Raw genomic sequence first — 21,347 nt, forward strand, 5'->3', positions numbered from 1 at the left:
CATGGAGGCGCGCGACGCCGCGGCGGCGGATCCCGTGGTCATCCTGCCGCTCGCCGCCGTGGAGCAGCACGGGCCGCATTTGCCGCTGGATACCGACCGGATCATCGGCGACGGCCTGATCGAGGAGGCCTTCCGGCAGCTACCCGAGACGTTTCCCGCCTGGGCCCTGCCAGCGATCACCGTGGGTGCCAGCGGCGAGCATGCGGCGTTTGCCGGCACGCTCAGCCTGGAAGCGGAGACGCTGATCCAGTGCATCTGTGACCATGGCCGCGCGGTGGCGGCCACCGGCATTCGGCGACTGGTGCTGAGCAACAGCCACGGCGGCAACCGCGCCGCCATGGACGTGGCGGCGCTGCGTCTGCGGCGGGAGTGTGGGCTGCTGGTGGTCAAGGCGAACTACTTCCGTTTTCCGCAGCCGGATCCACCCGTACTCGATCCCCACGAGCTCCGGCACGGGCTCCATGGCGGCGCGCTGGAGACCGCCATGATGCTGCATCTGGCGCCCGCTGCCGTCAGGCAGGAGCATCTGTTCCGTGCGGTCTCCCTGGGTGAGACCCTGGAACGGGACTGCGCGTATCTGGGGCCGGAGAGTGCCGGCGCGTTCGCGTGGCTGGCGGAGGACCTCAACATGGCCGGGGTCACCGGCGACGCCAGCCGTGCCGATGCCGGCACCGGGGCCCGGCTGGTGGCGCACTTCGGCGGCGTGCTGGCGGCGCTGATACAGGAGGCCCGGCATTTTCCGCTGGGTGCCCTGGGTGGCCGGACACCCGCCGGGTGACGCCCGGGTTACTTGCCGGGCAGCGCCCGTGAAAGCAGTTCGTCGAGCCAGTGGCCGGCGCGTTCCGCCTTGGTATTGAGATAGCGCACATTGTGCGGATTCAGCGAGCCGTGCAGCGGCTGCCGTTCCACCACGGTAATGCCGCCGTCTTCCAGCGCCTCGATCTTCAGCGGATTGTTCGTGAGCAGGGAGACGCGGTTGATCCGCAGATGCTGGAGCATCTCCACCGCCGCCTCGTAGCGCCGCTCGTCGGAGCCGAAACCGAGGGAGCAATCCGCTTCCACGGTGTCCATGCCGGAATCCTGCAGGGTGTAGGCCCTGAGCTTGTTCGCCAGTCCGATGCCACGACCCTCCTGCGCGAGATACAGAAGAATGCCGCCACCGGCCTGATCGATGGTGCGCACGCTGTTGCGGAGCTGCTCGCCGCAGTCGCATCGCAGGCTGCCGAACAGGTCTCCGGTCAGGCAGGAGGAGTGCATCCGGATCGGCAGCGGGTCGGGCCACTGGTCCTGGTCTCCGATCAGCACGGCGATGTGCTCCAGCAGCCCGTTCGCCTCACGGAAGAGAATGAAGCGGGTGTTGTCGGCATCTTCCAGGGGCACACTGGCGTCGCTGACGTGGGCCATCTCGAGCTGTGGTGAGGCGGCTACGGCAAGCGCGGGTGTCGCGTCGACTCCGAGAATCGTGCCGTCGGCCTGCAGCCGGTCCACCGTATCGCTGTCGCCGGCGGGGACGGCGATGGTCACCACGGCGGGAAGCAGCTTGCCCGCCCGGGCCAGGTGCAGAGCGGCGTACTCGGCTTCGTCGGCAGGCTCCAGGTCAGCGCTGGCCCGGTGATGTTCGTGCTCGCAGACGACCGTCGCCAGACTCTGGACGTCCGCCACCGCCACATCGTCCCGCAGCGGGAGGCGGATGGCGGGGGCATTGCCCGGCTCCATGCCCAGGGCGCGGGCGCGGTTCGGGGTGATGATCAGCGCCGGATGTCCGCCGGGGGCGAGCGTGCGCAGGTGGTCCAGCATGGCTGGCGTGAGGGTCTCGACGGCCATGGCCACCACGTCTGGTTGGTCACCGCCACTGCTGACCCGGATGGGTTGCCCCCGGCGCAGGTCGAAGATGGCGCGCTCTGCTTGTTGCATATGTGCTGTCCAATACTTGTAGCGATATACTACAGTGTAACCCAACGCGACACCGGAGATTGTCCCAGTGACCGACGAGCCCGGCGCCACCGCTGACACCAGCCCCCTCGGGACGGATCTTGCCTGGGCGCTGCTGCAGCGCTATCGAGCCGCGACGGAGCAGCCCGAAGGCGGTGTCATGGCGCTGGACGGGCTCGACGTGCTCAGGCTGCACGACGATGGTTCATGGGCACCAATGGTGCCGATGGATGGCGCTGCGCGCCACCTGTTTGATCTGTATCTGCCCCTGGTGGCGCGGCCCCGACTGGCCATCGCGCAGCTGGGCCAGAGCCTGGACGGCCATATCGCCACCGAGTCGGGCCATTCCCGGTACGTCACTGGCCCCGACGACATCCGCCACCTGCATCGGCTGCGGGCGCTGGTGGACGCCGTGGTAGTCGGCCCCGGCACGGTGGCGGCCGACAACCCGCAGCTCACGGTGCGGGAGGTTTCCGGTCCGCATCCGGTGCGCGTGGTGCTCGACCCGCGCAACCGGTTGAGTGCGGATTATCGCCTGTTTCGGGACCGGGATGCACCGACCCTGTTGTTTCGCAGCGACGATACGGCACCACCGCGGGGCGTCGAAGTGTTGCAGGAGCCCGCCGATGGCGGCGATTTCGACCCGCACGCGATCCTCCGGCGACTGGCGGCGCGCGGGCTGCGGCGGGTGCTGGTGGAGGGCGGGGGGCGTACCGTCTCCCGCTTCCTGGCAGCCGGTGCGCTCGACCGGCTGCACGTCACGGTGGCACCGCTGGTGATCGGCTCTGGCCGGCCCGGGCTCGTGCTGCCCGCCATCGACACCATGGACGAGGCGCTGCGCCCCGAGTGCCGCCACTTCCCCCTGGGTCACGACGTCCTGTTCGACTTCCGGCTGTCGTCCGGGGCGTCCCGCTGATCGGCCGCTTTTGCGCGACCTCTCTGCCCGCCGGGGACTCGCTCCAGGAACAGCGCCCCGGGAAGGGCCGCCAGCAGGACCAGCGCGCCGTACGCCAGTGCGATGGCCGCACCCTGGGCCGGATCGAGACCGGCAATGGCCCAGACCGCCGCCGCAGCCCCTTCCCGCAGTCCCCATCCGGCGATGGTCACGGGCACCAGCATGGCCAGCAGCACCGGCGGTATCAGTGGCAGCAGCTGGGCGGCGGGCAGCTCCGCACCGATGGCCCGCGCGGCCGCCAGAAACACCAGCAGGTAAGTGGCGACCACGGCTGCGGAGCCCAGGAGCTGCAGCGGTAGCGCCGTTGGCGTGAGCAGGGCGCGCCGGGTGTCCGTGATGATCCCCGGCGGGGCATGGGCCGAGGGGCCACGGAGTCGCGGGGCCGTCACGAGCACCACCGCGGCCACACCGGCGGCGCTGCCCCACGACCACGCCGCGGAGACCAGCCCGAACAGGCTCAGGAGCGCGGGCACGGCGATCAGTGCCATGACCAGTTGGCCCGAACCGCGCTCCAGGACCACGGCGCGCACCGCCTGGCCGGTATTGCGGCTGACACCGGCGTGGCGCCAGGCCCGGGAGACGTCGCCGAGGACGCCGCCGGGAAGGACCTGGTTGAGAAAGCCGGCCAGCAGGTACTCCCTGAGCGCCAGCGGCAACGGTAACGCCAGCCCCAGTCGTGCGGCGGTGAACTGCCAGCGCCAGGCCGAGAGCAGGAGCTGCAGCGCGGACAGGGCCAGCGCGACGATGACCCAGCGCGGGTCGATTCCCGCCAGGTGCGCGGTAACCGCGCCCACATCCGTCCACCATGCCACTGCCGTTAACAGCACAGCACTGGTGGCCACCCGCACCAGCCATCGGCGGCCCGGCGTCACGCCCGCTCCGGCGGCAGGGCGAGCAGATCCAGATGGCCCACGATCAGCACGCCCTCCCCCGTGTCCAGGTGTTGGCGGCGCCGCGCCGCCCACTCGGCCAGCCGCTGGTGATCCGTGTCGGTCTGCTCATGGGCGGCGGAGAGCCAGCCGTCCAGCAGGGCCGACTGCAGCACGGCCTCGCTGCCACCGAGTTGCCAGGGGCTGGGGCTGAGCCAGGTACGGAAGCCGTGCTGGCGGAAGACCGATGCCGCCGTATCCGCGGCGTCCGGGCCCAGCGCCGGCCCGAACCCCTTGTCCCGGCGCTGATGGCCGTTCACCAGGTTGTTCAGCAGGGCGTCGTCGGGATCGTCCGGTTGCCAGCGGATGCGGCCATCGTAGGTCAGCGACACGAGCACGGCACAGCCTGCCGCCCGGCATTCACCGGCGAACTGTTCCAGCCAGGGGCGGGAGACCAGGTCGAGCAGCGCCGAGGCGGTGACCAGGTGCGGCGCTCCTTTCGGCAGCACCGGCGCAGCCCGCAGGTCCCTGGCGTACCGCTCGACGCGGACCGTCTCGTCCGGTGCGGTGGCGGCGGTCATGAGTGCCTGGTCCTGGTCCACCAGCTGCCAGGACTGCGGGCCGGGCAGCAGTGGTGACAGGTAGCGGAGATTGGAGCCGCTGCCGGCCCCCAGGTCCACCACCCGGACATGCCGGTCGGGCAGCCACTCGGTCAGCGGCGGTAGCAGCGCGACGGCCCGCGCCCGATGGTCGGCCTGCTCGCGCAGGTGGAGCCAGTGCGCGCTGAACTGCGTACTCACACCAGGTCCTCCACTGCTTTGGCGAACAGTGTGCCGGTTTCCGTCCAGTTTGGCAGAGAGCCGGCATAATGCCTGGATGCCCGCGCCGCGCGCGCTCTGGCGCCGTGATCGTGCAGCAGCGTGGCGATTGCCCCGGCGAGCGCCGCTGCATCGCCGGGCGGGACCAGCCGGCCCGCCGCCTCCGGCACGGTGTCCGGGATGGCGCCGCCGGTGGTGCTGACGACGGGAAGCCCCCGGGCCAGCGCCTCCGCCAGCACCATGCCGTAGCCCTCGTAGTGGGATGGCAGGACGAACAGCGTGCTGCGGTCGTAGGCGCGATCCAGCCGCGCCGGGCCGCATTCGCCGGCCAGCTCGATGCGGTCCGTGAGCCCGGCGTCATGGATGCGGTTGCGGAGGGCTGCGGCAAAGGACGGGTCGGCCGTGGTGCCGCCGGCGATCAGGCAGCACCAGGGTGTGTCCCGAAGCCGTTCCAGGGCTGCCACCAGCACGTCCTGACCCTTGCGCGGGATGACGCTGCCCACGCACAGCAGCATGGGCGGCTCACCGGGGGCCGGGCCTCGGGCAGGTGGCGCCGGGTCCGTGCCGGGCGCGACCACGCGGATGCGCGTCTCGGGGACACCCAGATGCGCCACCCGGCGCCGGGTATGGCGGCTGGTGACGATGGCGCCTTCGCACACAGCCAGAGCGCGGGCCTCGCGCTCCAGGAGACGCTCCCGCAGGGCCGGGTCGAGCCCGGTCTCGTCACCCAGCGGATGGTGGACCAGCGCAAGCAGGCGCAGGCGGGCCGCATGGGCCGCTGCGATAGCGGGGCTGTCCCCCAGGGCGAGCCCGTCAATGACCGCGCGACTGCCGTCCGGGAGCGCGGCGAGTGTGGCGTCCAGCGCCGTGCGGGCCTCGGCGTCCGTTGCCGGGAACGCCCCGGCAAGCTCATGCACCGTGACCGTCCAGTGCATCGCCCGCAGTGCCTCCACCACTCGGGCGTCGTAGCGGCTGCCGCCGGTGGGTCGGTCGATTGGCCCCGGCACGAGCAGGTGCAGAGGCGCGCTCACCCGACCGTGTCTCCATCCGCGAGCAGCCGCCCTTCGTAGCTCGCCCACGCGATGTGGGATTCGTGCAGCACCACCGCCATGTGCGTGAGTCCGCGGGCCTGCGGGCCGAGCCGTCCCGCCTGCACCGCCTCCGCCATGCGCCGGAAGATCAGTCCGGCCAGGAACTCGGTGGTGGTGTTCTGCCCGGCGAGGGCCGGGTCGGCGTCCAGGTTGCTGTAGTTCAGCGGCGCGAGCACGGACCGCAGTTGCTCGCCGGCCAGGCCGATGTCCACGACCAGGTTGTCGTCGTCGAGCTGAGGCCGGCGGAACGTGACGTCCACCAGGTAGGTGGCGCCATGGAGCTGCTGCGCCGGCCCGAAGGTCTCGCCCCGGAAGCTGTGGGCGATCATGATGTGTTCGCGAACGGTCAGGCTGTACATGGGTGACTCCGTGACTTGGCCGGGTCAGGCGTAGGTGATGCGGTGACAAAGCGTGTTGCCGGCATCGGCGCACAGCTCTGGGAGCAGCGCCGGCATGGCGTCGAACGGGGTTTCGCCGGTGATCAGTGCATCCAGGCGCGCGTCGTGCAGCAGCTCGAGGGCCAGGTGTATGCGCCGCTGGTGATCCCAGCGAGGGCTGCGGTCCGGTGGCAGGCGGCCGACCTGGCTGCTGCGGATGGTCAGCCGGCGGGAGTGAAACCCTTCGCCCAGGGGCAGGCTGACCGGTGTGTCGCCGTACCAGCTCAGCTCGATCACCGTTGCTTCGGTTGCGGCCGCCCCGAGAGCTGTTGCAAGACCGTCCGGCTGGCCGCTGGCGTGGAAGACCACATCGGCGTCGGGCTCGGCGGTGGTCGCGAACGACAGGCCAAGGGTTCGGGCGGTGATGGCGCGCGCCGGGTTGGTGTCCACCAGGGTGACCGCAGCGCCGGGGATGTCCCGGCACAGCCACGCCACGAGCAGGCCGACCACACCGCCGCCGATGACGACGATGCGATCCCCGGGCCCGGGCCGGCCGTCCCACACGGCATTGACGGCGGTCTCCATGTTGGCGGCGAGAATCGCCCGCTGTGCCGGCACGGCCTCCGGGATGGGGGTCACCGCCGACCCGGGCACAACGAAGTAGTCCTGATGCGGATGCAGGCAGAAGACGGAACGCTCCCGGAGGCTGTCCGGCCCTTCGACGACGTCGCCCACCGCCATGTAGCCGTAGGCCACGGGGCCGGGGAACCGACCCTGCTGAAACGGGGCGCGCATGGCGTCGTACTGGCTCGGAGGCACACGCCCCTGGAATATCAGGCACTCGGTGCCGCGGCTCACGCCCGAGTAGCGCATGCGAACCAGCACGTCCGGCGGCGATGGCTTCGGGAGTGGCACGTCACCGATCACGCCATTGCCGGGCGCTTCCACACGGAACTGTCTCGCCATGGTGACTTCGCTCATGGATTCCCCGTTTTCTGCCGGCATTCACGCATATTCTTTGCTAGGCTTTCACTATATACAAAACATGTCATCAATGTGGACCTAACATGTACGGCTTCGGTGCTGCATCGCCGCGTAGACCAGCCATCCGCCGCCCCCGCCTGCTGACGCTGGAGGTCGGGGTGGGTATGGTGCTGGCGCTGTCCGTCCTGCTGGCAGTGTACGCGGCCGGTGTGATCGTGCCGACGGTGCTGCTGGCGGCGCTTGCCATTGCCCTGGCCGGTGCCGGGCTGCTGGTCGAGCGCGCGGGCCACTGGGGGCTTGGCGAGGGGATCGGGCCGGCGAATCGCGTGACGCTGGTGCGGGCGGCGCTGTGCCTGCCTGTGCTGGGGCTCGTGTTCCACCCGCAGGGCGTGGACGAGGCGGCGCGCTGGTGGGTTGTCGGCCTGGCGACGGTGGTGCTGGTACTGGATGGCGCGGATGGCTGGGTGGCCCGGCGAACGGGCTCCAGCAGCGCCTTCGGGGCGCGCTTCGACATGGAGCTGGACGCGCTGCTGCTGCTCGCGCTGTCGATGCTGGTGTGGTATAGCGGACAGGTTGACGCCTGGGTGCTTCTGATCGGTGCGCTCCGCTACGCATTCGTGGCCGCCGGCTGGTTGCTGCCGGCACTGAACCGACCCCTGCCGGAGGCGTTCCGGCGCAAGGCGGGCTGCGTGGTGCAGGGAGTTGTTCTCGTGGGCTGCCTGGTGCCACTGGTACCTGCCTCAGTGGCGACCGTGGCGGCGGCCACGGCGCTGGCGCTGCTGCTGTGGTCGTTCGCCGTCGACGTATACTGGCTGCTGTACCGGCGGCCCTGTCAGGAGGAGTGACGTGCCATGACCTCAGTCATCCCGTGCCGGCGCATGCTGCCGACTCTGTTCCTCGCCGCCTGCGTGGCCGTGGCCGGTCAGGCGCGGGCGGATGCCGATCACTGGGTGATCGACGAGGCGCATCTGTCGGTCAACTTTCTGGTGGACCATATCGGCTTCTCCAGCGTCCTGGGCATGTTCCTGGATGCCGAGGGGGAGTTTGTCTACGACCCGGACGCCATGGAGCTGGAGAGCGGCCGGGTCGTGATCCGGACCGACAGCGTGTTCACCAACCACGACGAGCGCGACGAGCACCTGCGGGACGATGACTTTCTCGATGCCGGCGAATACGAGGAAATGGTGTTCACCGCCACGGCCTTCGAACCCGACGGTGAGGATGGCGGCCAGCTCACCGGCGATCTTGAGCTGCTGGGTGTCACGCGCCCCGTGACTCTGGACGTGACCATCAACCGCATTGACGAGTACCCGATCCGGGACGGCCTGTTCGGCGGCTACCCGTACGTGCTGGGTGCATCCCTGCGTGGCACGTTGAATCGCAGCGACTGGGGCATGGATTACGGCATCGAGGAAGGCCTTGTCGGTGATGAAGTGGAGCTGATCCTGGAGCTGGAGGCGCGCCGGCAGTAGCGACTGCGTGAGCGGCGCGCTTGGCGCGGAGGCCCGGCCCTGTGACAATTGCGGTCCGCAATCACGGATTCGGAGCAAACGCGCCCATGAACGACTTTGACAGTGCGCCGGCCCAGGCCGGGGACAGCGCCAGCCGGCAGATGCCGATGGTGATCTACGTGCTCTATCTGGTCGGATTTCTGACCAGCGGGATCACCACGCTGATCGGTGTCATTCTTGCCTACGTGAACCGGCGGGATGCACCGGCGTGGGTTCAGACCCATTACACCTTCCAGATCCGCACCTTCTGGATTGCGCTGCTGGCGGCCTTCGTGGGCGGGGTGCTGTCGCTGGTGTTCATTGGCGTACTGGTCCTGTTCACGCTGATGGTCTGGACCATCATCCGCTGCGCCGTCGGCCTATCGCGGCTGGGAGACTACAAGCCGATCCCCCGCCCGGAGAGTTGGTTGACCGGGCGGTAGAGTCAGCGGCTGGCGGCGCCGCAGCGGGGCTGAGCCCGGCGGTCGACTCGGTTAGCCTTGTTCAGGGACAGGCACAACAATCACGCGAGGGGGTTTCATGAGCAAGGATTTCCAGGAACAGGCGCTCCGTTATCACCGCGATCCCCGCCCAGGCAAGCTGGAAATCGCCCCCACCAAGCCGCTCGCCAACCAGCGCGACCTGTCACTGGCCTATTCTCCCGGCGTTGGTGCGGCCTGCCAGGCGATTCTCGCCGATGCCGAGGAGGCCGCGCGCCTGACCGCCCGCGCCAACCTCGTGGCGGTGGTCACCAACGGCACCGCGGTGCTCGGTTTCGGCAATATCGGGCCGCTGGCGTCCAAGCCCGTGATGGAAGGCAAGGCGGTTCTGTTCAAGAAGTTCGCCAACATCGATGTCTTCGACCTGGAGGTGGAAGAGGGGGACGCGGAAGAGTTCATCCGCACGGTTGCCCGGCTGGAACCCACCTTCGGGGGGATCAACCTGGAGGACATCAAGGCGCCCGAGTGCTTCGTCATCGAGGAGGCGCTGCGGGAGCGCATGAACATCCCCGTATTCCACGATGATCAGCACGGTACGGCGATCATCGTGGCGGCCGCGGTCACCAATGCCCTGCGGGTGACCGGCAAGGCGATCGAGGACGTGCGCCTGGTGTGTTCCGGCGCCGGGGCTGCGGCCCTCGCCTGCCTGGACCTGCTGGTCAAGCTGGGCCTGCCCCGGGAGCACATCACGGTCACCGACATCGACGGCGTGGTTCACACTGGGCGCGAGAAGGGCATGGACCGGTGGAAGGCGGCCTATGCAAGGGACACCGACGCGCGCACGCTGGACGAAGTCATCGATGGTGCGGACCTGTTTCTTGGCCTGTCGGCGCCCAACGTGCTCAAGCCGGACATGGTCCGGCGCATGGCGGACGGCCCGGTGATCATGGCGCTCGCCAACCCCACCCCGGAGATCCTGCCGGAGGTGGCGCGGGAGGTGCGGCCGGACGCCATCATCGCTACCGGGCGGTCCGATTATCCCAACCAGGTGAACAACGTCATCTGTTTCCCTTACATCTTCCGGGGCGCCCTGGACGTAGGCGCATCGGACATTAACGACGCCATGAAGTTGGCGGCCGTGGAAGCGATCGCGAATCTGGCCATGGACGAGCCCTCGGAGCTGGTGACCAAGGCGTACGGCGGCACCGAGTCCCGCTTCGGCGCCGACTACCTCATCCCCAGTCCCTTCGATCCGCGCCTGCTGGTGCGAATCGCCCCGGCTGTGGCGCGGGCGGCCATGAACAGCGGCATCGCCGCGCGCCCCATCAGCGATTTCGAGGCGTACCGCCAGCAGCTGATCCAGTTCGTGTACAAGTCCGGCCTGCTGATGAAACCGCTGTTCGAGCGGGCGCGGCAGTCGCCCCGCCGGCTTGCCTTCGCCGAGGGCGAGGACCGCCGGGTGCTGCAGGCGGCTCAGGAGCTGGTGGACGAAGGGCTGGCGATGCCCGTGCTGGTCGGCCGGCCATCGGTGATCGAGGCACGCATGGGCGAGCTGGGGCTGCGCATGCGCAGCGGGCAGGACGTCACCATCGTTGATGTGGACAACGACCCGCGGTTCCGCGAGTACCACAGCGCCTACCAGGCGATTATGGGCCGCCGCGGCGTGTCGCCGGACGAGGCCAAGACCGCCGTGCGGACCAACGGCACGGTGATCGCGTCGCTGATGGTGCGCAAGGGCGATGCCGACTGCATGATCTGCGGCTCCGTGGGCAAGTTCCAGGGCCATCTCCAGGACGTGGACCACGTCATCGGCGTGGCGCCGGGGGTGCACTCCCTGGCCACGCTGACCGCCCTGATCCTGCCGGCGGGCACGTTCTTCATCTGCGACTCCCACGCGTCCATCGAGCCCACCGCCGACGAGCTGGTGGAGATGACCACCATGGCCGCCGAGCAGGTGGCCGCCTTCGGCATGAAGCCGAAGATCGCCCTGGTGTCGCGATCCAATTTCGGCACGCTGGATACCGAGCCCGCCCAGCGCATGCGTGAGGCAGTCAAACGGCTGCACGCCGAGCGGCCGGACCTGGAGGTGGACGGGGAAATGCACGCCGATGCGGCGATTTCGCAGGAGATCCGCGACGCCGCCTATCCCGATTCACGCCTGCAGGGGGCGGCGAACCTGTTCATTATGCCCAGTGTTGACGCCGGGCATATCGCCTACAGTCTGCTCAAGCTGCTGGGCGGTGGCGTCTCCGTCGGGCCCATACTCATCGGCGCGGACAAGCCCGCGCATGTGGTCACCCAGTCCATCACCGTGCGCGGGCTGGTGAACATGAGCGCACTGACCGTGGCGCAGACGTCGGCCATGAGCGAGGCGGAGTAACGGCCACGGCATCGCCGGCACGCGTGCCGGATCCATACACTCTGTTGGGGGAACGTGAATGCTGTCGAACCTGTTCCGTGGTGGAGCGCACGGCCTGATCCTGGGCCTGCTGGCGCTGGCATTGATCGCCGCACCGGCACTCGCCGATGCGTCCGAGGAGGCGGCCGGGCAGAGCGAGGCGCAGCGGCTGGCCGACATCCTGGAGGATGACGAGGCTCGCGAACGGCTGATCCGGGAGCTTCGCGGGGCCGCGCCGGACGCTGACGAGGCGCCGGAGCCGGCCGAGGAGGCGGGTGCGGGCTCCCTGCCGCGGCAGATCGCCGACTTCACCCAGGGCATTGCGGAAGGGTTCGTCTCCGAGTTCCGCGAGGCGGGGGCCGTGCTTGGCGGTATCCGTTTCGACGAGACGGGGGCTGGCCTGGCTGCGCTCGGGCCAGTGGCGCTGGAACTGGGGCTGGTCATCGTCGCCACCATCGTGGCGTTCCTGGTGCTGCGCCGGTTGGCCAGGCCGGTGTTCGCCCGCGCCAGCGCCTGGGCGCAGTCCGGTGCGCAGACCGGCGGCATGGGGCTGCTGCGCCGGGCGGCGGCGGTTTTCGGTGCTGCCATCGTCGACCTGATCGTCATCGTGCTGGCCTATCTGGTGGGTTATGCGCTGGCGCTGTTCGTGCTGGGTGAGGCGGGTGCGATGGACACCCGCCAGGCGCTGTTCCTGAACGCGTTCCTGCTGATCGAGGTGTTCAAGGCGCTGATCCGCATCATCTTCGCCTCCCGGGATGACGGGTTGCGGCTGCTGCCCATGCAGGCCGAGGAAGCGGCCTACTGGAACCTGTGGCTCGCCCGTCTGGCCGGCTTCATCGGCTACGGTCTCATGGTGGTGGTGCCGATCATCAACGCCGATGTGGCCGTCGAGCTGGGTCGCGTGGTGGCGGTGGTGATCATGGCCGCCGCGTTCCTGTACGCCCTGTCCATCATCATGCAGAACCGCCAGCGGGTGCGGGAGAATCTGGAGGCACGTGCTTCCACGGCCGACATGGCCTTCACGCGCACCCTGCTGCAGATGGTCGGCCGTTCCTGGCACCTGTTTGCCATCGCCTACTTCGCCGCCCTGGCGCTGGCGACGCTGGTGCGTCCCGAGGATGCGCTGCCGTTCATGGTCCAGGCGACGGTACAGACGTTGGTCGCGGCCGGTGGCGGGCTGTTCCTCTCGGTGTTGCTGACGCAGGTGATCGGCCGTCGCATTCACGTGCCAGCCGAGACCCGTGTGCGGTTCCCGTCTCTGGAGGAGCGGCTCAATGCGTTCGTTCCCACTACGCTGAAGATCGTTCGCGGGGTGATTCTGGTGACGGTGTTCGCCCTGGTGCTGGATGCCTGGGCCATCTTCGACCTGGGTGCCTGGCTGGCCTCTGAAACAGGGGCGGGTACGATTGCCACCGCCGTGACCGTGGCACTGATCCTGGCGTTTGCCGTGGCGGTGTGGATCGGCGTGGCGAGCTGGATTGAACAGCGCCTCAACCCCGATGCCCGCGGCAGCGAGCCGGGGGCGCGGGAGAAGACGTTGCTGGCGATCTTCCGCAACGCCTTTGCCATCATCCTGATCACCATGACGGCGATGATCGTGCTCTCGGAGATCGGCATCAATATCGGCCCGCTGATCGCCGGCGCCGGCGTGCTCGGCCTGGCGGTCGGGTTCGGTGCCCAGAAGCTGGTGCAGGATGTGATCACTGGCGTGTTCATTCAGCTGGAGAACGCCATCAACACCGGTGACTTCGTCACCGCCGGCGGCATGTCCGGGACCGTGGAGAAGCTCACCATCCGGTCCATGGGCCTGCGTGACCTGGCGGGGACGTACCACATGGTGCCGTTCTCGAGCGTCGATGCCGTGTCCAACTTCATGCGCGACTACGGCTACCACCTGGGTGACTACGAGGTGGCGTACCGCGAGGACACTGACGAGGTGATCGCCCGTCTGCAGGATGCCTTCGATGAGCTCATGCAGGACGAGGAGCAGAGCAAGGTCGTCCTGGGGGATCTGGAAGTGTTCGGGGTGACCGAGTTCAACGACAGTTCCGTGGGCGTGCGCGTTCGCATCATGACGGTACCGGGGATGCAGTGGGCGGTCGGGCGTGCCTACAACCGGCTCGTGAAGCGCCATCTGGATGCCGCGGATATCGAGATCCCGTATCCGCACATGACGCTCTATTTCGGCCAGGAGAAGGATGGCTCGGCGCCCCCGGCGCAGGTGCGGATGCTCGACGGCAGCCGGCGGGAGAAACCGGTGCAGGACGCCGGCTCCGATCGCACCGAGGGGCCGTCCGGAGGCAAACAGCCCGGTGCGAAGCCCACGGACGACGGCGAGAATGAATAGCCGCCGGGCATGAAAAAGGGGGCGCAGCATGGCTGCGCCCCCTTGACGTTGACCGGTCCGCCGTCGGGGATCAGCGGCCGGGGCGGTCACCACCCTGACGGCCGGGGGCTTCGTCGGCACGCTCACGGGCTGCACCGCCCCGTTCGCGGGCGTCCTGGCCCTGTTCCCGTGCGGTCTCGGCGCGCTCCTGCGCCTCGGCGGCACGGTCCTGGCCGAACTCGCGACCCCGTTCACGGGCTTCGTTGGCCGTCTCGAGGCCCCGCTCGGCACTTTCCTGTGCCTGCTCGTCGGCGCTTTCGGGCAGAGCCAGCTCCTCCCGCTCCTGTTCTTCGTCCGCGTGCAGCGGCAGCATCAGAAACGGGGTGAGCATCAGGCTCAGCAGTACTGCGCGATGGTTCGTCATTGTCGACCTCCTCCGGTCGTTGCGAGCATTCATTCAACAGACACGCAGGCGGGCCGCTGGAGGTTCCATGTGGCGGCCGAACTAGTAGTGGAAGTACTCCAGGGCGATGCCGCCGCGCAGGCGGTCGTAGCGATAGCGGTCGATGGCCGAGTGGTTGTCGGTCCAGTCCAGGCGCGCCAGCGCGGAGAATCCGCCGCCCAGGTCGTGACGCAGCTCCGCGCCGAGGGCGGCACGCAGGTCCGAGCGCCGCTCCAGGCCGTCGCCGGTGTCTTCCCGGTCGGGGTAGCGACTGTAGCGCAGGCTGCCGTGGATGCCGCCCTCCAGCGATTCCGTCAGCGGCTGACTCCAGCGGGCGCGAATGCCGTGGCGCACCGGGGAGTAGCTGATGATGCCGTCGCCATCGGGGATGTCGTCGCGGTCGTTCCACTCAAGGGTGTAATCCAGTCGCCAGCGGGCGTTGGCCAGGCGGCCGCGCAGACGCGCGCGGAGGTCGTGGCGAACGCCATCCAGGCCGTCGAAGGCCTCGCCGGACTCGATCCAGGCCAACCGGTAACGCAGGCTGCCGTGGAGCGTGTCACCAAGTGGGCGGCCTACCTGGCCGTGGGCCTCCACGGCGGTTTCCAGGGGGTCCCCTTCCAGGCGGGCGCGAGACAGGCTGGTGCCGACCTCCTGCTGCCACCCGGACTGTGTACGAAAGCCGGTAACACCGGTCTCGATGCGATCGAAGTTGTCTCCGCGGTTGTCCGGGTGGCGGACTCCATTGAGCAGACCGTGCACGCGCAGGCCGCGATCCGCCGTGCCCAGGGGCTGCACGTCACCGTAGAAGAGGAGGTCGACGAATGCGTCGCCACGGCTGCCGGTGTCGGGTCGATCGTCGCCCTGCAGGGCGGTGTTGCTGTCGTAACCGACCCCGACCTCCGCCAGGGCGGTGGGGCCGGGTCGGGCCGGCGGGTCCGGGACGGCCTCGCGGGTGGCGTCAAGGGCGGCGCGGGCCAGCTCGCGGATGCGCTCCGTGGTGGCATGTTCCAGCGCGGCGCGGTAGTGGGTCTCGGCGTCGGCCGGGCGGTCGTCGCGCGTGGCGACGCGGCCGCGGTTGTAGTGCGCGATGCCAGCCAGTTCCGGTGCTCGGGCCGCGCGCGCAAAGGCCTTATCCGCCTGCTCGAGCTGATCCAGGTGGTAGTGGGTGACGCCGAGGTTGAAGTGCAGTTGTGGTGTGTCCTTGCCGCCATCGCGGGCGCGTTCGAAGGCGGCAAGGGCTGACTGGAAGTCACCCGCGTTGAACGCGGCCATTCCATCGCGGTAGGCCTCGTCAGGTGTGGCGGCAAGGGTGGTTGCGGAGAACAGGATGGCAAACAGGGCGGCCAGGCGGGGCATGGGGGATCAATCTCTCCGACCGGAAACGCAACAAGAGGTGATGCAGCATGCGCTGCACCACCTCTCGAGTGTACTTGCTTTGTCAGTGGCGCGGACCGTGGTGATTCAGTCCTGCGGGCCTCGCTGGCCGTTCCCAGCCTCGGTGGCGCGCTCCCGGGCCTCTCCGGCCCGTTCCTCGCTTGACTCCCGACCTCGTTCCCGGCCTTCCTCGGCGCGCTCCTGGCTGGATTCACGTCCCCGCTCCCGGGCCTCCGCGGAACGCTCCTGGCCGAAGTCGCGCCCCCCGTCACGCGCGTCGCTCGCGGCCTCGCGACCGGGACGGGACTGCTCCCGCCCCTGTTCGGATGCGCTCTCGGGCAGCCGCAGTTCGCGGCTGACGCGCTCTTCGGTGGCGCCGTCCTCGATCACGCCCATGGTGACGTCAAGATCGTCCTCGGCCATCGCGGCGCCCAGGCCAAACGGTGTCATTGCCAGCGCCATCAGCAGTCGCTTCTTCAGCATGATGTCCTCCTGCCCTCAGTTCCTGTTGCCGGCGCCATTGCCGACCCCCCGGCGTGTAATCTCCGCGGGTGTGAGCCGCAGTTCGCGGCTCTTGCCGTCGTGTTCCAGTCGGGCAACCAGCTCGCCCTGCGGCTCCCCCGTGAGGATGAGCGGAATGGTGAGCTGGTTGGAACCGACCGCCAGATCGTCGTGCCAGGTGAGGCTGCGTCGATCCGGGTGGCCTTCCAGTTGTGTGCCTTCGGGCAGTTCCAGCTGGAACTGCACGTCGCTGAGTGCGTTGCCGGACTGCAGATCCAGGCGCACCGTGGCGGTAGTCCACTCCGCCGGTTCCGTGGTGGCGCCGGGCAATTGGTCACCCAGGTGCTGCCAGACCAGGGCCGTGCCCGCCGCCATGATCACCGCAGCGGCCGCCGCCAGGGCGGGGCGTGGTGTGCGGCGTGGCAGCAGCCGCTGACGCACCGCCGTGGGCATCCGCCCTTCGGCATCGTCAGCCAGGGCCCGGCGCAGGGTCTGGACGTCCGCCGCGTAGGCCCGGCAGGCGGGGCAGTTCGCCAGGTGCTGATGGGCCTGCTGCATTGCGGGCTCACCGTGGTCACCGGCCAGCAGGGCGTCCAGGTCGTGTTGCAGCGTTCTGCAATCCATGGTTTCAACCTCCTCCACTGACCTGACACGCGGTCGTATGCGTTTCGGTTCCATCGGCCAGTGCATGCCGGATCGTGGCGCGGGCGCGATGGAGGCGCGACTTCAGCGTGCCGGTGGGCACATCGATCATCCCGGAAATGGCCTTGAGCCCGTACCCTTCGCCATCGTGGAGCAGCAGGACCAGCCGCTGGTGTTCGGGCAGCCGGTTGACTTCCTCCAGGACCTCGTTGACCGCGATGCGGTCCAGCACCGTCTGCGTATCCAGGCTCGCCTCCACCTGCATGGCGTCGTCCAGGGCGACGGAGGCGTCCAGCCCGCCCTGGCGCCGCCAGCGGTCCACATGAAGCCGGTAGAGCACGCGCGCCAGCCACGGCCCGGGCGCGTCCAGTTCCTGAATCGTCTGACGGTGCTGCCAGGCACGCGCCATCAGCTCCTGCAGCAGGTCCTCGGCGTCGGACGGATTGCCCTGGAATCGCAGTGCCAGCCGCCATAGCCGCTCCATGTGCGGTGACATGGCCGCCTCGAACGCGGACGCCGGGGACAGGCGCTTCCACAGGTGCGCAAGCTTACTCATGATTCTCTAACACGCAGGTCGAGGCGGTTTGGTTCCATCATTCAACCACTGGCGCGCATGCCGCCGCCAGAGGGGCCGCCCGAGGGCGGCGGAGGCGTCCAGACATTGCGGAACGCCTGGTGGCTGCGTGCCGGTACATCCCCTGAGAATTGCAGACGCACCGATGCGCCGTTGCGCACGCCGGTGATCCGGCCGCGGGTGATGCCGTGGCGGCGGGCCACATCGCTGCAGCCGTCCACAAAGCCGGCGGCAGCGCGCCCGCGGCGCAGGGACGCGCCGTTGTCGGTGATCTCCACAACGAAGACGATGCGCAGGCGCCACAGCGCAACGCCGGCGCCCACGGCGAAAACCGCGGCGATGGCGAGGGTTGCGGCCACTGGATCGATGCTCGCGCTCATGGGCGCACACGCTACAGCTGCAGTGCCGCGCGCGCCACCGACCACGTCACGATACTTCGTGCTCCGGCCTGCTTCAGCGCCCGTGCCGCTTCCGCCAACGTGCTGCCGGTCGTGATTACGTCGTCCACCAGGGCGACCCGTCGGCCGGCGACGGCGGGGCGGGCCGCGAACGCGCCCAGCAGGTTCCGTTCCCGGTGTGCTCGACCAAGGCCGGTCTGCGGGCTGGTGTGCCGGCGACGGACAAGCCAGCGGTAACGCACCGGGAGGCCAGTGAAGACTCCCAGCGCACGGGCGATTTCAGCCGCCTGGTTGAAGCCGCGCTCCCGCAGCCGGTGCGGGTGCGCGGGCATGGGGATGAGGGCGTCCACCGACGGCGTCCCGCGTCGCGCCAGCTCACGGCCGAGCAGTGTGCCCAGCAGCCGTCCCGCCGGGAGCTGTCCGTTGAACTTCAGCGCCTGGATCAGACCGTCGATAGGGGCCTCGTAGCGCCACGGGACGACGGCGGCCTCGTACTCGGTGGCATGCCCCTGGCAGTGTCCGCACCGCGGTAGGTCGCTTGCCAACGGCAGCGCGCAGCGCTGGCAGGCGGGACGGTTACGCGGCAGATCCCGGTAGCAGCCCGCGCACAGATCCATGCCCGCGATACCGGGCCTGCCGCAGCACAGGCAGGTGGGGGGCAGGAGCGCCGAGGTGATCCATTGTGTGATCGTGTAAACCGAATCCATGGTTGTTGGTTGACAGTCCTGTGTCGCCCGCTACCATCCGGACAGTATGCCAATGACAAGAGAGAGCCAAGCCATGTCCGAAGTCGCCGGGGGCGTTCGCTACGACTGGAGCCTCGAAGAGATTCAGGCCCTGTTCGATCTGCCGTTCAACGATCTGCTGTTCAAGGCGCAGACCGTCCATCGCCAGCACCATGACCCCAACGCCGTGCAGGTGAGCACGCTGCTGTCGATCAAGACCGGTGCTTGTCCCGAAGACTGTAAATACTGCCCGCAGAGCGCGCGTTATACCACCGGTCTGGAGCGGGAACCGCTGATGGACAAGGACACGGTCGTGGAAGCTGCACGCACGGCGCGGGATGCCGGGGCGACCCGATTCTGCATGGGCGCGGCCTGGCGCAGCCCGAAGGGCAAGGATCTGGAGCGTGTCGCGGAGATGATCAGTGAGGTCAAGGCGCTGGGCATGGAGACCTGTGCCACCCTGGGCATGCTGGACGATGGCCAGAGCGAGCGCCTCAAGGAGGCGGGGCTGGATTATTACAACCACAACGTGGATACCTCGCCGGAGTTCTATGGCGACATCATCACTACGCGCACCTACCAGGATCGCCTGGATACCCTGGAGCGGGTCCGTGATGCGGGTATCAACGTCTGCTGCGGCGGCATTCTCGGCATGGGCGAGTCGGACACCGACCGCGCCTCCATGCTGCGCACCCTGGCAAACCTGCCGGCGCACCCGGAGAGCGTGCCCATCAACCAGCTGATTCGTGTCCCCGGGACGCCGCTTGCCGACGTCGAGGAGCTCGATCCGCTGGACTTCGTGCGCACCATTGCCGTCGCCCGCATCGTCATGCCCCATTCCCACGTCCGCCTCTCGGCCGGCCGCGAGGAGATGAGCGACGAGACCCAGGCCCTGTGCTTCCTCGCCGGCGCCAACAGCATTTTCTACGGCGAGAAACTGCTGACCACCGGCAATCCGGACGTGGAGCACGACCAGCGCCTGTTCCGGCGCCTGGGTATCCACGCCGAGGGGGCCAAGTGCGCCACTGACGCGGTGCAGCCCGACGTTGCCGCCAGCGCCTGAGCGCGCCGGTGGCATGTGGGATCTCCACGGTGAGCTGAACGAGCTGCGGGCAGCCGGACTGGAGCGACGCAGCCGCGCCCTGGAGCCGCTGGACGCGGTGACCCTGCGCACGCCGGACGGCAACGCGCTGCTGGCGTTCTGCAGCAACGATTACCTGGGGCTGTCTCACGCCCCGGAGGTGGCCGCGGCGTTCCGCGCCGGCGTGGATCGGGGTGGCGTTGGCAGCGGTGCGGCGCATCTGGTCACGGGGCACCGTCCCGAGCACGAAGCGCTGGAAGCGGAGCTGGCCGACTGGCTGGGCTGCGACCGGGCGCTGCTGTTTTCCACCGGCTACATGGCCAATCTGGGGGTGATCGCCGCCTTTCTCGGGCGGGGTGACCTAGTGGTTCAGGACCGACTCAACCACGCCTCGCTGCTGGATGCGGGCCTGTTGTCCGGTGCCCGTATGCAGCGTTACCGGCATGCGGATGCCGCACACCTGGCCGAATACATGCAACGGGCGGAACGCCGCCGCCTGGTGGTGACCGATGGCGTCTTCAGCATGGATGGCGACGTCGCCCCCCTAGCCGACCTGCTGGAAACCGTCCGCGGTAACGAAGGCGTGCTCATGGTGGATGATGCCCACGGCCTGGGGGTGCTGGGTGAGCAGGGCCGGGGATCACTGGCAGAGGTGGGACTCGGTCAGCACGATGTCCCGCTGGTGGTGGGTACCCTGGGCAAGGCGTTCGGCACCGCCGGTGCCTTCGTGGCGGGGCCGGACGAGTGGATCGAGCTGTTGCTGCAGAAGGCGCGCACCTACATCTACACCACCGCGCCGCCGCCCGCGGTCGCCGCGGCGACCCGTGCGGCGCTCCCGCTCGTCCGCGAGACCGGCGGACGGCGACAGCATCTGCATGCGCTGATTCGCCGCTTCCGCGACGGTGCCCATGCGCTCGGACTGCAGTTGATGCCCTCCCGCACGGCGATTCAGCCGGTCGTCGTCGGCGATGCCGCCGCGGCGGTGGCCGCCAGTGACGCGCTCGAGCGCCGGGGCTTGCTGGTGACGGCGATCCGCCCGCCCACGGTGCCGAGAGGATCGGCGCGCCTGCGGATCACCCTGTCGGCGGCGCACACCGAAGCGCAGGTGGACCGCCTGCTCGACGGTTTGAGCGCGGTTCGTCCGGCGCTGGAGGGCGGGTGACTACGGCGCCGCCCCTCGCACTGGTGTCGGGCTGGGGCATGCCGGCGTCCCTGCTGGCGCCGCTCGGGCGGATGCTGGGAGGTTCCGGCGCCGTCGCGGTGCCGTTGCCCGGGCATGACGGCGTTCCGTTGTCGGGTGCATTCGACGTGGCTCCGGTGGTGGCGGCGTTGCTGGAGCAACTGCCGTCCGACGGGGTCTGGGTCGGTTGGTCGCTGGGGGGCGAACTCCTGCTGGAAGCGGCCGCGCGACGGCCTCCGCGGGCGCTGGTGCTGATTGCCACGACGCCACGCTTTACCGCCTCCGCCGATTGGCCTCACGGGGTCGAGCCGGAGGCGCTGGACGCGTTGCGGGAGGCGTGTGAAGCGGATCCCGAGAGCGCCCGGCGCCGGTTCCTTGGCCTGCTTGCAAGCGCGGGCGACGGGGCCAGGGCGGCCTCGCGGGAGATCCGGGCGGCCCAGCAGCAGGCAGCCCCGGTGGACCCCGCAGCGCTGACCGGTGGGCTGGATGTGCTGGCGGCTCTTGACCTGCGTGAGAGGCTGGGGTGTGTCGCCTGCCCCGCGCTCTGGGTCATGGGTGGGGCCGACCCGCTCATGGGTGTCGCCGGTGGCAACTGGGCGGTGTCCCGCATGCCGGCGGCCGCCGTGGCGTGCATCGACGGGGCGGGGCACGCCCCCCTTTTGAGCCATGCGGATGCCTGCGCAGCGGCAATCGGGGCATTTCTGGGGCAGCACGTCGGTCTTGAGTGGGAGTACCATGGAGGTCGTTAGC

At 69.2% G+C, this 21,347-nt stretch carries 23 protein-coding genes; 10 read left to right on the forward strand and 13 right to left on the reverse strand.

Going from position 1 to position 21,347, the window contains the following annotated elements; all coding sequences use genetic code 11:
* The first annotated feature begins 1 nt into the window (after position 1).
* Positions 2-778: a creatininase family protein gene (locus ACNSTU_RS05765; protein WP_290630314.1), complete on the forward strand. Its 777-nt coding sequence runs from the start codon at positions 2-4 to the stop codon at positions 776-778.
* Positions 779-786: 8 nt separating this feature from the next.
* Here the strand turns inward: ACNSTU_RS05765 and ribA are convergent, their stop codons facing one another.
* The gene (gene ribA / locus ACNSTU_RS05770) at positions 787-1,914 is read right to left on the reverse strand and encodes a GTP cyclohydrolase II RibA (RefSeq protein ID WP_290630202.1); all 1,128 of its coding nucleotides are present in this window, start codon (positions 1,912-1,914) and stop codon (positions 787-789) included.
* Positions 1,915-1,981: 67 nt separating this feature from the next.
* Between ribA and ACNSTU_RS05775 the strand changes: the two genes are divergently transcribed.
* On the forward strand, positions 1,982-2,848 hold the full coding sequence (locus tag ACNSTU_RS05775; RefSeq protein WP_290630204.1) for a RibD family protein: 867 nt from the start codon (positions 1,982-1,984) through the stop codon (positions 2,846-2,848).
* On the opposite strand, the gene ACNSTU_RS05780 is transcribed toward ACNSTU_RS05775, so the two are convergent.
* Genes ACNSTU_RS05780 through ACNSTU_RS05800 form a run of 5 tightly spaced genes read right to left on the reverse strand, consistent with a single transcriptional unit; the run spans position 2,800 to position 7,023 of the window.
* Positions 2,800-3,759, reverse strand: a complete 960-nt coding sequence (locus tag ACNSTU_RS05780; RefSeq protein ID WP_290630206.1) for a lysylphosphatidylglycerol synthase transmembrane domain-containing protein — start codon at positions 3,757-3,759, stop codon at positions 2,800-2,802. The genes ACNSTU_RS05775 and ACNSTU_RS05780 overlap by 49 nt on opposite strands.
* On the reverse strand, positions 3,756-4,556 hold the full coding sequence (locus tag ACNSTU_RS05785; protein ID WP_290630208.1) for a class I SAM-dependent methyltransferase: 801 nt from the start codon (positions 4,554-4,556) through the stop codon (positions 3,756-3,758). Before ACNSTU_RS05785 ends, ACNSTU_RS05780 begins: the two co-directional genes overlap by 4 nt.
* Complete coding sequence (locus tag ACNSTU_RS05790) at positions 4,553-5,605, reverse strand: glycosyltransferase family 4 protein (protein ID WP_290630210.1); 1,053 nt, start codon at positions 5,603-5,605, stop codon at positions 4,553-4,555. The genes ACNSTU_RS05785 and ACNSTU_RS05790 overlap by 4 nt, the downstream gene beginning before the upstream one ends.
* The gene (locus ACNSTU_RS05795; RefSeq protein ID WP_290630212.1) at positions 5,602-6,024 is read right to left on the reverse strand and encodes a 6-pyruvoyl trahydropterin synthase family protein; all 423 of its coding nucleotides are present in this window, start codon (positions 6,022-6,024) and stop codon (positions 5,602-5,604) included. Before ACNSTU_RS05795 ends, ACNSTU_RS05790 begins: the two co-directional genes overlap by 4 nt.
* A 24-nt stretch (positions 6,025-6,048) precedes the next feature.
* Positions 6,049-7,023, reverse strand: a complete 975-nt coding sequence (locus ACNSTU_RS05800; protein WP_290630214.1) for a zinc-dependent alcohol dehydrogenase — start codon at positions 7,021-7,023, stop codon at positions 6,049-6,051.
* A gap of 86 nt (positions 7,024-7,109) precedes the next feature.
* Between ACNSTU_RS05800 and ACNSTU_RS05805 the strand changes: the two genes are divergently transcribed.
* The 5 genes from ACNSTU_RS05805 (at position 7,110) to ACNSTU_RS05825 (ending at position 13,701) form a co-directional block, all read left to right on the forward strand.
* On the forward strand, positions 7,110-7,871 hold the full coding sequence (locus tag ACNSTU_RS05805) for a CDP-alcohol phosphatidyltransferase family protein (RefSeq protein ID WP_290630216.1): 762 nt from the start codon (positions 7,110-7,112) through the stop codon (positions 7,869-7,871).
* A 6-nt stretch (positions 7,872-7,877) separates the two neighbouring features.
* Positions 7,878-8,498 carry a YceI family protein gene (locus ACNSTU_RS05810; RefSeq protein ID WP_290630218.1) on the forward strand — a complete coding sequence of 207 codons (621 nt, stop codon included), beginning with the start codon at positions 7,878-7,880 and terminating at the stop codon, positions 8,496-8,498.
* A gap of 86 nt (positions 8,499-8,584) precedes the next feature.
* Positions 8,585-8,959 carry a DUF4870 family protein gene (locus tag ACNSTU_RS05815; RefSeq protein ID WP_290630220.1) on the forward strand — a complete coding sequence of 125 codons (375 nt, stop codon included), beginning with the start codon at positions 8,585-8,587 and terminating at the stop codon, positions 8,957-8,959.
* A gap of 97 nt (positions 8,960-9,056) precedes the next feature.
* On the forward strand, positions 9,057-11,336 hold the full coding sequence (locus ACNSTU_RS05820; protein WP_290630222.1) for an NADP-dependent malic enzyme: 2,280 nt from the start codon (positions 9,057-9,059) through the stop codon (positions 11,334-11,336).
* Between the two features lie 58 nt (positions 11,337-11,394).
* Positions 11,395-13,701: a mechanosensitive ion channel domain-containing protein gene (locus tag ACNSTU_RS05825; RefSeq protein ID WP_290630224.1), complete on the forward strand. Its 2,307-nt coding sequence runs from the start codon at positions 11,395-11,397 to the stop codon at positions 13,699-13,701.
* Positions 13,702-13,771: 70 nt separating this feature from the next.
* On the opposite strand, the gene ACNSTU_RS05830 is transcribed toward ACNSTU_RS05825, so the two are convergent.
* The 7 genes from ACNSTU_RS05830 to ACNSTU_RS05860 form a co-directional block, all read right to left on the reverse strand.
* The gene (locus tag ACNSTU_RS05830) at positions 13,772-14,104 is read right to left on the reverse strand and encodes a hypothetical protein (protein ID WP_290630226.1); all 333 of its coding nucleotides are present in this window, start codon (positions 14,102-14,104) and stop codon (positions 13,772-13,774) included.
* An 81-nt stretch (positions 14,105-14,185) separates the two neighbouring features.
* Positions 14,186-15,478 carry a tetratricopeptide repeat protein gene (locus ACNSTU_RS05835; RefSeq protein ID WP_290630228.1) on the reverse strand — a complete coding sequence of 431 codons (1,293 nt, stop codon included), beginning with the start codon at positions 15,476-15,478 and terminating at the stop codon, positions 14,186-14,188.
* Between the two features lie 105 nt (positions 15,479-15,583).
* A complete protein-coding gene (locus ACNSTU_RS05840) occupies positions 15,584-15,979 on the reverse strand; it encodes a hypothetical protein (protein ID WP_290630230.1) in 396 nt (131 codons plus the stop codon).
* Positions 15,980-15,994: 15 nt separating this feature from the next.
* Complete coding sequence (locus ACNSTU_RS05845) at positions 15,995-16,621, reverse strand: anti-sigma factor family protein (RefSeq protein ID WP_290630232.1); 627 nt, start codon at positions 16,619-16,621, stop codon at positions 15,995-15,997.
* A 4-nt stretch (positions 16,622-16,625) separates the two neighbouring features.
* Positions 16,626-17,195 (reverse strand): RNA polymerase sigma factor, encoded by a 570-nt coding sequence (locus ACNSTU_RS05850; RefSeq protein ID WP_290630234.1) that lies wholly within the window; start codon positions 17,193-17,195, stop codon positions 16,626-16,628.
* Positions 17,196-17,236: 41 nt separating this feature from the next.
* On the reverse strand, positions 17,237-17,593 hold the full coding sequence (locus ACNSTU_RS05855) for a DUF3634 family protein (protein WP_290630236.1): 357 nt from the start codon (positions 17,591-17,593) through the stop codon (positions 17,237-17,239).
* Positions 17,594-17,604: 11 nt separating this feature from the next.
* Positions 17,605-18,318 (reverse strand): ComF family protein, encoded by a 714-nt coding sequence (locus tag ACNSTU_RS05860; protein ID WP_290630238.1) that lies wholly within the window; start codon positions 18,316-18,318, stop codon positions 17,605-17,607.
* A gap of 73 nt (positions 18,319-18,391) precedes the next feature.
* On the opposite strand from ACNSTU_RS05860, the gene bioB reads away from it, so the two are divergent.
* Genes bioB through ACNSTU_RS05875 form a run of 3 tightly spaced genes read left to right on the forward strand, consistent with a single transcriptional unit; the run spans position 18,392 to position 21,346 of the window.
* Entirely contained in the window at positions 18,392-19,399 is a 1,008-nt protein-coding gene (bioB, locus tag ACNSTU_RS05865; protein WP_290630316.1) for a biotin synthase BioB, read from the forward strand.
* A 13-nt stretch (positions 19,400-19,412) separates the two neighbouring features.
* Complete coding sequence (gene bioF / locus ACNSTU_RS05870; RefSeq protein ID WP_290630240.1) at positions 19,413-20,579, forward strand: 8-amino-7-oxononanoate synthase; 1,167 nt, start codon at positions 19,413-19,415, stop codon at positions 20,577-20,579.
* Complete coding sequence (locus ACNSTU_RS05875; RefSeq protein ID WP_290630242.1) at positions 20,576-21,346, forward strand: alpha/beta fold hydrolase; 771 nt, start codon at positions 20,576-20,578, stop codon at positions 21,344-21,346. Before bioF ends, ACNSTU_RS05875 begins: the two co-directional genes overlap by 4 nt.
* Position 21,347: the final 1 nt, after the last annotated feature.

Origin of the sequence: Aquisalimonas sp. APHAB1-3 (assembly GCF_048323695.1) — a bacterium.
GTDB lineage: Bacteria > Pseudomonadota > Gammaproteobacteria > Nitrococcales > Aquisalimonadaceae > Aquisalimonas.